Below are 11,258 nucleotides of genomic sequence, written 5' to 3'. Positions count from 1 at the left end.
TTAAAAAATATTTTTTTCAAGTAATAATATCTTGTTTTTCAAGTAAAATGTATGCATACTTAAAGATGAAGATAACTTCAAGTTAAAGAATAAAAAGTCAACTACCTCAAACAATCATTCTTTAACTTGAAATTAATCTTTTCAATTTAAAAATAAGGAGAAAGATAATGTTAAGAGAAGATTTTTTATGGGGAGGGGCAGTCACTGCTCATCAAAGTGAAGGTGGATATACTGAAGGTGGAAAAGTACCTGCTGTTTGTGATTTGACACCAACAGGAGAGTTTTCTGATTTTAAAGATGGAATAGACAGTTATCATAGATATGAAGAAGATTTTGATTTGTTTCAGGAAATGGGATTTAATGCTTATCGTTTTTCTATTGATTGGTCAAGATTGATGAGTGATGAGAACACTTATAATGAAGCTGGTTTCCAATTCTATGATGAATTTATTGATGCATTGATTGAAAGAGGTATGGAGCCTATACCAACATTGTATCATTTTGAAATGCCTGTTTATTTATATGAGAAATATAATGGTTTTGCGAGTCGTAAGGTTGTTGATATATTTGTTGAATTATGTAAGAAAATTGTAGATAGATATGCCTCTAAAGTGAACAAATGGATTATTTTTAATGAACAAAATGGAATATTACAAAAAGGGCCAAAGATGTTTTTTGGGGCTGTTTGTCCTGAAGGTGTTGATCCTCAAACATTTGATAATCAGATTATGCATAATACTTTAATTGCTCATAGTTTAGTGAATGAATATATTCATCAAAAAGGTTGTGAAGTTTTAGGTATGGCAACTGTTGTTCAAAGTTATCCAGAAACATGCCATCCTTTAGATACAATTGAAAGTATGAAGGCGCAAAGTGAAGCTTATGTTTTCTTAGATGTTTTTGCAAGAGGACATTATAATTCCTTCTATTATGCTAATATGCAAAATGAAGGAACAATGCCTGAAATAATAGAAGGTGATTTAGATATATTAAAAAAAGGAATAACAGATTATTTATCTATTAGTTATTATATGTCTACAATTTCGCATTATGGTGAGGAAAGTTTAACAAATGTTAATGATGTTGTGATTAAAAAGAATCCTTATTTGGAAATGTCTGAATTTGGATGGACGGTAGATCCAATCGGATTAAGAATTACTTTACGTCAATTATATGATCGTTATGAAATGCCTATTTACATTGTCGAAAATGGTTTTGGATATGATGATCAGGTAAATGAAAATGGTGAAATTATTGATGACTATCGTATTGATTACATGAGAAAACATCTTGAGGAAATGAAGTTGGCAGTTAAAGAAGGTGTGGATTGTAGAGGATATTTATCATGGGGTCCAGTAGATATATTAAGTAGTCGTGCACAGATGAAGAAACGTTATGGTTTTATCTATGTTAATCGTGATAATAAAGATTTAAAAGATATGAAAAGAATGAAGAAGAAGTCTTTTGATTGGTTTAAGCATGTTATTGAGACAAATGGTGAAGAATTATAATAAGAATAGATCATACATACTGAATTGTATGGTCTTTTGATATATAATTGAGGTAAATGAAAGGATGAAGATGATATGAAAGTGACTATGAAAGATATTGCACAACGTTTGAATATTTCTATTAATGCTGTCTCCATTGCATTAAATGATAAGCCAGGAGTTAGTGATCAAATGCGTTTAGAAATTTTAAGAACAGCTGATGAAATGGGATATATTAATCAAAAAAGACAATATCTTTCTGTGTTTTCTAAATCAAATATATGTGTTTTCATGCAGAGTTATTATGCCAATACTGGTCATTTTTATTCTATAGTCTTACATTCTATTGTAGAACAAGCGAAAACATTTGGATATTTTTCTATCTTAAATTATTTTGAAGATGATCATCTCATTATTCCTGAATGTATAGAGAATAGGAAGGTAGCAGGTATTTTGATTGTCGGAAAAATATCTGATATGAATCTCATAACACTTAAAAAGATTGGGATTCCAATTGTTCTGGTTGATTTTACATCTTTATGTACACCATGCGATTGTGTTTTAACACATAATAAACAAGGTGGCTATATGATGACGAGTTATATTATAGAAAAGGGTTATCAGCATATTGGATTTTTTGGTGATCTAGATTATTCTTTTAGTTTTCAAGATCGGTTTATGGGATTTCGTCAATCACTTATTAAAAATGGTATTGTAGAGCAAGATAGAATTGATGAATATATTCATCAATACTCTTTTGTAAAAGGAATAGAAAAACATATTCTATCTAATAATATTGTTGAAATTATCAATATTTTAAAATCTAAAGAATTGCCTGAAGTTTTGGTTTGTGCTAATGATTCAAATGCATTTGCAGTTATTACAGCTTTAATACAAATGGGAATAAAAGTACCAGAAGATATAAGTGTTGTAGGATTTGATGATACACCTTTGTGTGAAAAAAGTATACCTCAAATAACAACAGTGCAAGTTCAAAAACAACTTATGGGAGAAGTTGCAGTTTCGAAGTTAATTGATCTTATACATCGTAAAGAAAGCGTTACTTCAACCCAATTATTAAGTGTGAAAATTGTCGAAAGAGATTCTTTAAAGTAAAAAAATAAAGGATTTCTTTTTTTTAAAGCATTTTATCGTTGTAATTCAAGTAAAAGTCCATAAAAATAAGAATATAAAGTAAGCGCTTTATTTATGGAGGGAAAGGAAATGTTGAAGAGATTAAGTAAAATTATTTTAGTACTTACAATGCTTCTCAGTCTTGTTTTCGGACAGGGAAGTACAGTGAGAGCAGCAAGTCAAGATGATATCACAGCAATCAAAACAAGACTGAAAACATATTTTTTAGAACTTGATACGATTGATGATGGTTCTAAAGTTGAGACTTGTTATGTAAGTAAGGCAGAGGACTATTTAAAACTTATGCAAGAGGATGGAAGTTTTGCAGATGTTGATTATCAATCTCATAAAAATGCTGCCAATGGAGGAGCATGGGATCCATATTTAGCATTAGATAGATTGCAGGCTATTGCAATTGCATATCACAAGCCAGGAAATGCTTTATATAAAAGTGAGGCTGCCAAAAATGGTATTGATAAAGCATTGAAAAACTGGGTAACGCAAGGAAAACGAGACAAAAAGCCTGATGGTCCTTATTCTGATAACTGGTGGGAAAATGAAGTCGGAGTACAACTTCGTTTTTCAAGAATTGGATTATTTATGGAAGGTGTTATCAGTAATGAATCATTTGATATTATTTTAACTAAATTAATTGAAAAAACACCAGTCAAATATGGAACAGGTCAAAATAATCTGTGGTTTGATCAAAATCATGTTTATTATGCATTGTTAAAAAATGATACAAAGAAATTAAAGGATATGGTAGATAATTATTTGAATTATTGTTTATCAATTCAATTAGATGATAAAACTGCTGAGGCAGTTCAAGTTGACAATAGTTTCTATATGCATGGAAAACAGTTTTATTCTAATGGATATGGAATGTCAATGTTTAGAGATATGAGTTTTTGGATTTATATATTAAGAGGTACAGAATTTGCAATTGGTCAGGATGTTGTTGATAGAATGGCTGATTACATGTTAGATGGAACAAGCTGGACAATTAGAGGGGATATCATGGAAATGTATCTTGGATATCGTCCATATAAGTTCGATGTAGGATATCAAAATTATGCTGAAGAGTATATTGAACCATTAAAAAGAATGATCATTTCTGATACAAAGAATGCTAGTCGTTATCAGGCTGTGCTAGATAACATTGAAGGAAATAATGTATCAAATGGTAAAGATGGAAATCATTATATGTGGCGTTCAGGATATGCATCTCATATGAGAGATGGATATGGTGTCAATATAAAAATGGATTCTAAAGATATTATTGGTGGAGAATGGCGTGGAAGTACTCAAAAAAATGGTCAATTGATTTATTGGACATCTTCAGCAGCATCTAGTATTACAGTAGATGGTGATGAGTATACAAAAGTCTATCCAACTTTTGATTGGGCGCATGTTCCTGGAACAACAACAGCCAATCGTATTGTTGCTGATTTTTCAAACTCTGGTAGATTTACAAATGGAACTGATCATACGATTGGTGTTTCAAATGGAAAATATGGGGCAACAGCCTATGTCATGGACAAAAAAGATACCAAAGCAAGCAAAGGTTACTTCTTCTTTGATGATGAATTTGTAGCATTAGGAGCTGGTATTAGTTCAAAAGAGTCTGTAAATATTCATACAACATTGAATCAAAGTAAAGCAAAGAATGTTACTGTGAATGGAAATACTGTTTCAACTGGAACAAAAGGGACAAGCTATACTGGTCAATGGATATACAATGATAAAACAGGATATGTATTTCCACAAGAAACAACAGTACAAGTGAGTAATAGATTACAAGCTGATAATCCATCTTTATGGGAACAAAAAGAAAAAGATGCGACACCTGAAACATTTACAGCTTGGATAGATCATGGGTTAAAGCCTAAAGATGCAAGTTATGAATATATTGTTTTACCTAACAAAACTTCACAAGAAGTTGAACAATATTCAAAAAATAATCCGATTCAAATTGTTGCCAATACAAAAGATGTACAGGCAGTTCGTCATGATGGATTAAAACAAACACAAATTAATTTCTATAAAGCAGGTTCTTTAGAGTATAAAGATGGATATACAGTCACTGTTGATTATCCTTGCAGTATGATTATTGATGAATCATCAGCAACAAGAAAAATAACTGTTGCAGTTAATGATCAAAGTGCTCATCAAGTTATCAATGTTCAATTAGACAATAACAATGTGAAAACATCAACAGTTTTTACAACAAAAGGGTTGCCATATGCTGGTCAATCTATAACATTAACTGAAGGTCAAGATGATCGTTATCAAGCGAGTAGTTCATCTACAGGACATCCAGTTAAAAATGCAGTTGATGGAAATAATTCAACATATTGGGAAAGTCAAGGAAATACTGATGAATGGATTTCTCTATTTGTTGGTACAAGTCAATATATTAAAGACATTGATATTTTATGGGGAGAACAATATGCAAAACAATATGATGTTTATGCTTCAAAAGATGGACTTAATTATCAGAAAATAAAATCAGTCACAGATGGTAAGGGTAATAAAGAAAATGTGACTATTGGTGGTATGTACAAATACATAAAACTTGTTATGAAAGAGAGCAGTGGAAATTGTTATCAGATGAAAGAAGTCACATTCCATAACTCACAATTGCTTTCACAAAATAAAACTGTTAATGTCAGTTCTACTTCTACAAATGATCCAGGAAATGTTAAACAAAATGCAGTAGATGGCAATTTGAATACAAGATGGTCTTCACTAAGAAAAGAATCTGGTTTTGATAAGCAAGAAGAATGGATAAGTGTTGATTTGGGTAGAAAAGCTCGTATTGATGCAATTGAATTGGTATGGGAAACTGCACGCTCTAACAATTATTCTATTGAAGTTTCTGATGACAATAAAACATGGAAAACTGTTAAAGAAAATTTGAAATCAGATTCATCATTAAAAGATCAAATGGTTTTAAATGAAGTTGTAGAAGCAAGATATGTTCGTATTCACTCATATTCTTCTGCAACAAAATATGGTATTAGTATTTATGAATTAAGTGTATATGGACAAAATATCAGTAAAAATATATCTTTGAATAAAGCAGTAGAAGCAAGTTCTGTTTATAAAAATAAAGATAATCCAGTTGCAGAATTAGCAGTTGATGGAAAGTCAGATACAAAATGGTCCTCAGCAAGAAAAGACCCAGGTTTTAATAAACAGGAAGAATGGATCAGTGTTGACTTGGGGGATATTTCATATATTGATGGTGTAGAGATTGAGTGGGAAACTGGATGTTCAGATGATTACAGTATTGAGATTTCTGATGACAATAAAACTTGGACAACAGTAAAAGAACATTTGAAATCAAATACTATCGCTTCAACTGCTAAACATTATATTGATCAAATACAATTTGATAAACCTTTAGAAGCAAGATATGTTCGTATTCATTCATCTTCTTCTCGAACAAAATGGGGTATTAATATTTGGGAATTAAAAGTCTTAGGTGAAGTGAAAGATATGACTGAACCAGAACCGGATCCAAAACCAGAACCTGAACCAGAAGGAACCAATATAGCATTAAATAAAATAGTAGACAGTAGTTCTCATTACAATGATGAAACAGAGACAAAGGCAGCTATTGATGGAAAGTTAAATACAAAATGGTCTTCAGAAAGAAAAGAAACTGGATTTAATACTCAAGAAGAATGGATGAGTGTTGATTTGGGTAGTATTGCATCTATTGATGCTATAATCATTGATTGGGAAACTGGATGTTCAGATGATTACAGTATTGAGATTTCTGATGACAATAAAACTTGGACAACAGTGAAAGAACATTTAAAATCAAATACTGTTGCCTCAAGTGATAAACATTATATTGATAATGTACTATTTGATAAACCAATAGATGCAAGATATGTTAAAATTCATTCATTTTCTTCTCGAACAAAATGGGGTATTAATATTTGGGAATTAAAAGTTTTAGGTGAAGTCAAAGATATACCTGAACCAGAAGAAATCAATATAGCATTAAATAAACCATCAACTGCAAGTTCTGAATTTTTGGATACAAAAGATGGAAATAAAGTTTATTATTCTTCATTGGCATTTGATGGAAGCGTTGATAAAGTCAATAACAAGCAGTCAAGGTGGGTATCTAATCGTAATTCTAATGATGAATGGATATATGTTGATTTACAAGATACATACGATATTTCTAAAGTTATCTTAAATTGGGAAGGTGCATGTGGTAAAGAATATAAGATTCAAGTTTCAGATGATGCACAAAATTGGAGTGATATCAGTCATGTTACTGAAGGTAAACCTGGAATCAAAGAATTTACATATGATATGCCAGAAACAGGGCGTTATGTCAGAATGCTAGGAATACAACCATCTGGAGAATATGGTTATTCATTATGGGAATTTGAAGTTTATGGAACATTAGTTAAACAAGAAACAATCAATAGAGCACTTAATAAACCATCAACTGCAAGTAGTGTGCGTAAGAATCCAACTTCAGGATTTATGTTAGAATCAAAATATGCATTTGATGGAAGTGTTGAAAATCAAGGTGATATTTTCCAATCAAGATGGGTATCTGCAACAAGAAAAGATAATCCAGGAGTTAATGTTGATTCTCAATATATTCAAGTTGATTTAGAAGATGTTTATAATATTGAAAAAATTGTATTGAATTGGGAAGGTGCTTGTGGTAAAGAATATAAACTACAAGTTTCAAATGATGGAGAAAATTGGAATGATATCAGTCATGTTACTGACGGTAAACCTGGAATCAAAGAATTTACATATGATATACCAAAAACAGGTAGATATGTTAGAATGTTAGGTATTCAACCATCTGGAGAATATGGTTATTCATTATGGGAATTTGAGGTTTATGGTATTACACTTAAGTCAGAATTAAAGGCTTACTATGATCAAAATAAAAATATTGATGTTAGTATGTATATACCAAAGACTGTGACTATCTATCAAGATGCATTAGAAAATGCAGTAACAGTCTATAAGGATAAAGAAGCCACAGCTTCACAGATTCTTAAGGCAAAGGAACAATTACAAAAAGCTGTTGCTGGATTAGTAAAGAAAGCAGATAAAACTGATTTAATCAATGAGATAAAAAAAGCACAAAATATTGATAAAGAATTATATATTAACAAGACAATAAAAGTCTTAGAAGATGCTTTGCAATTAGCACAAAAAGTAAATAATGATGAAAATGTAACACAAGATCAAGTGAAATCTGTTGTTTTACAATTAGAAAAAGCATTAAATGAATTAATAAAGAAAGCCAATAAAGATGTTTTAGCTAATGAAATAAAAAAAGCAGAGAGCATAGATCAGGAGAAATATACCAAAGAGTCTATTAAAGCGTTAGAAAAAGCCCTAAAAGATGCAAAGGATATTTATCAGGATAGTCAAGTATTACAAAGCCAAGTTGATAAGATTGTTGATTCATTAAAAGATGCAATAACTTCATTAGAAGTGAAAAAAGATGATCCTATTGTTGAAGAACAAAATGTTATTATTCAAAATAATAATAAAGATATTACAATCAAAGGGCAATTACCAAAAGATGTTGTTTTATTTACAGCTGCTTTCAATAATCAAAAAGTTAATGAAATTATAGAACAAATCAATCAGCAAAACTCACAGTTCTTACAGTCAGCAACTTTAGAAAGAGTCTATACATTAGAGTTGTTATTAAATCAACAAGTTTATGATATCAATGGTGAAGTGACAGTTACATTAAATATTGACGGTCAACTCATAGATAAGAATTTAGGTATTATATATATTGATGATTTAGGTAATGTTACAAAGATTCCTTCAAGAAGAGAAGGCGACCAGTTAATTTTTACAACAACACATTTTTCGACATATGCGATTGTCTCTTATGATAATACTCATGATGAGGGTATAGGAGAAATCACAACACCACAAACAAATGATCAATCACCTATTGGTATTTATACAGGTATTATGTTAAGTATGCTAGTTGTTAGTATAGTATTATATAAAAAGAAAAAAGAAAACTAAAAGGAAAAAGATGAACCACATGGGGGTTCATCTTTTTATCTTTGTAAATCAATAATTGCCTGATCTATTCTTCTTAATGTTTCTTCTTTACCTAAGATATGTGCTATTTCAACAGCACCACCTGGTGTAAAAGATTTATTTGTTAAAGCAACACGGACTGGCCACATAATGCGTCCATTTTTTAATTCTTTTTCTTTTGCGAGATTCACAAAGAATTCTGTCATAGCTTCATCGTTATTAAAATCATCAAAATCAGCAATTCTTTCTCTAACAAGTTGTAATGCTTCTAAAGAATTTTCAGGATTTGTTTTCATCTTCTTATGAGTATAGATAGATACATCAAAAGTTAAGGGTTCATTAATAAAATTAATGCTTTCTTCAACATCTGATAATTTTTCTAATCGAGGCTGTAAAACATGAGATAATTCTAATAAATCAACATTTCTTGTTATTGATTGGTAATAAGGTAATAACAGTTCATGGAATTGTTCTAATGACATATTTCTTAAGTACATCCCATTCATCCATTTTAGTTTGTCAATATCAAAAATAGCTGGTGATTTAGAAATATGTTCAACATTAAATTGTTGAATTAAGTCATCCAATGATAAAATTTCTTCATCCTCTGGAGACCATCCTAACAAAGCAATATAATTGATAATTGCTTCTTTAAGATATCCTTGTTTCTTTAAATCTTGATAAGAAGCATCACCATTACGTTTACTTAACTTATGTGTTTCATCTTTATTCACAGGTGGAAGATGAATGTATGTAGGAATTTGCCAGTCGAATGCATTATAAATTAAATTATATTTAGGTGTACTTGATAAGTATTCATTACCTCTAACAACATGAGTAATGTTCATCAAATGATCGTCAATCACATTAGCAAAGTTATATGTAGGATAACCATCACTTTTAATTAAAATTCCTTCATTTAAAGTCTTGTTTTCAACTTCAATATGACCATAAACTTCATCATCAAATGAAGTTGTTCCTGTTTGTGGTATTGTTTGTCTAATAACAGCAGGTATACTAGCATTGAGTTTTTCTTGAATTTGTTCTTGAGAGAGATGAAGACATGGATCTTCTCCTTCTAGTTCTCCTTCACAGAAACAATAGTGAGCACCACCTAAATCAATGAGTTTTTTAGCATATTTATGATAGATATCTAATCTTTGTGATTGAATATAAGGTCCATATCCACCATCTTTATCAGGTCCTTCATCATAGTGTAAACCAGTTTCTTCCATAACTTGATAGATTAAGTCTATGGCTCCCTCAACTTCTCTTTGTTGGTCTGTATCTTCGATTCTTAAGATAAAATCACCATCATTATGTTTTGCGATTAAATAACAATACAAAGCAGTTCTTAAATTACCTATATGCATATAGCCAGTTGGACTAGGTGCAAAGCGTGTTCTGATTTTCATATTTTTCTCCTTTACATTTTTTTAAAAAGGTTTTATAATAGAGTATGCGATTGGGGTATAGCCAAGCGGTAAGGCATCAGACTCTGAATCTGACATTTCCTTGGTTCGAATCCAAGTACCCCAGCCAATAATGAGAAAAAAGAATCGTTGCGATTCTTTTTATTTTGATTGTGAGAATCGTTATCATCTTCTTATTGTTTACTCGTATGTATTTTACAATAAAAAGAGCATCAATTCAATGTTTAAAGTATTGTGTAGAAGAATCATTTATGATAAACTTTTAAGAAAGAAAGGTTGTGATGGCTGTGTTAAAAATAAATGAATACAAAAGAATAAATCAAAATAAAGTAGGACATCACAAGTGTAATGGAACGTTGACACAGTAGATATCTACTGTGTTTTCTTATACTCTTGTGATAAACAGGAGGAAAAATGGGAATTAAAATAATAAAAAATGATAAACTGTGGATAGAGGAAAACGCTATTTTACAGTTACAAAAATTGGCTGCTTATGAAGGTGTTTTAGATATAATAGGTTTACCAGATTTACATTTTGGAAAAACACCTATAGGCACAACGATTAAAACAAAAGATATTGTTTATCCGTATTGGATTGGTAATGATATTGGATGTGGTATGTCATTGTATGATACTTCTTTACAATTAAAGAAATGTCATATTAATAAGATTGTTAAGAAGTTAGAGAATACGAAAATAACAGGAAAATATTCTATTGGTGGTGGAAACCACTTTTGTGAATTACAAGAGATTGATTTTGTTTATAATTCTTCTCTTATGGAGAAGTTATCTTTAAACAAGAATCATTTGTATGTTCTTGTTCATAGTGGTTCAAGACAAATGGGGGAAGACATTTATAATCAATTTGCATCAACTGATGGGTTAAAAGTGAATCATGAAAATTATAAAGAATATATGAATCTTCATGATCAAGCGGTTGGTTTTGCAAGAGAGAACAGAAATCAGATAGCTGATATTTTTATGGGAATGTTAGGGTATAAGTATTGTAATCAATTGATAATTGATTGTATTCATAATTATATTGAAATAAAAGAGGATGAATACTATCATCATAAGGGAAGTATTTCTACACAAGATAATGAATATGCAGTTATAGCGGGATCACGTGGCAGTCATT

The 11,258-nt window shown here is 30.5% G+C and carries 5 protein-coding genes and 1 tRNA gene; 5 read left to right on the top strand and 1 reads right to left on the bottom strand.

The genetic code is table 11. The annotated features are described in order from the left end of the window. Positions 1 to 167: 167 nt before the first annotated feature. The 3 genes from BN350_RS01265 to BN350_RS18145 all read left to right on the top strand — a co-directional run bounded on the left by BN350_RS01265 (position 168) and on the right by BN350_RS18145 (position 8,669). On the top strand, positions 168 to 1,511 hold the full coding sequence (locus tag BN350_RS01265) for a glycoside hydrolase family 1 protein (protein ID WP_028041976.1): 1,344 nt from the start codon (positions 168 to 170) through the stop codon (positions 1,509 to 1,511). Between the two features lie 75 nt (positions 1,512 to 1,586). Next, positions 1,587 to 2,606: a LacI family DNA-binding transcriptional regulator gene (locus BN350_RS01260; protein WP_028041975.1), complete on the top strand. Its 1,020-nt coding sequence runs from the start codon at positions 1,587 to 1,589 to the stop codon at positions 2,604 to 2,606. A 108-nt stretch (positions 2,607 to 2,714) separates the two neighbouring features. Further along, positions 2,715 to 8,669 (top strand): discoidin domain-containing protein, encoded by a 5,955-nt coding sequence (locus BN350_RS18145; protein WP_049945479.1) that lies wholly within the window; start codon positions 2,715 to 2,717, stop codon positions 8,667 to 8,669. 35 nt (positions 8,670 to 8,704) lie between these two features. Here the strand turns inward: BN350_RS18145 and gltX are convergent, their stop codons facing one another. Continuing rightward, positions 8,705 to 10,102: a glutamate--tRNA ligase gene (gltX, locus tag BN350_RS01250; protein ID WP_028041974.1), complete on the bottom strand. Its 1,398-nt coding sequence runs from the start codon at positions 10,100 to 10,102 to the stop codon at positions 8,705 to 8,707. A 51-nt stretch (positions 10,103 to 10,153) separates the two neighbouring features. Between gltX and BN350_RS01245 the strand changes: the two genes are divergently transcribed. Further along, a tRNA-Gln gene (locus BN350_RS01245) sits at positions 10,154 to 10,229 on the top strand. A 305-nt stretch (positions 10,230 to 10,534) separates the two neighbouring features. Continuing rightward, a partial coding sequence (locus BN350_RS18135; protein WP_044600022.1) for an RtcB family protein occupies positions 10,535 to 11,258 on the top strand: 724 nt, incomplete at its 3' end.

It is taken from the genome of Candidatus Stoquefichus massiliensis AP9, assembly GCF_000455285.1.
Lineage (GTDB): Bacteria > Bacillota_I > Bacilli_A > Erysipelotrichales > Coprobacillaceae > Stoquefichus > Stoquefichus massiliensis.
This window is presented reverse-complemented; position numbering and strand designations above follow the sequence as displayed.

What these genes read in the sequence shown, in the direction of transcription:
- BN350_RS01265 (WP_028041976.1), top strand. Translation starts at nt 168, where the DNA reads ATGTTAAGAGAAGATTTTTTATGGGGAGGGGCAGTCACTGCTCATCAA.
- BN350_RS01260 (WP_028041975.1), top strand. Translation starts at nt 1,587, where the DNA reads ATGAAAGTGACTATGAAAGATATTGCACAACGTTTGAATATTTCTATT.
- BN350_RS18145 (WP_049945479.1), top strand. Translation starts at nt 2,715, where the DNA reads ATGTTGAAGAGATTAAGTAAAATTATTTTAGTACTTACAATGCTTCTC.
- gltX (WP_028041974.1), bottom strand. Translation starts at nt 10,102, where the DNA reads ATGAAAATCAGAACACGCTTTGCACCTAGTCCAACTGGCTATATGCAT.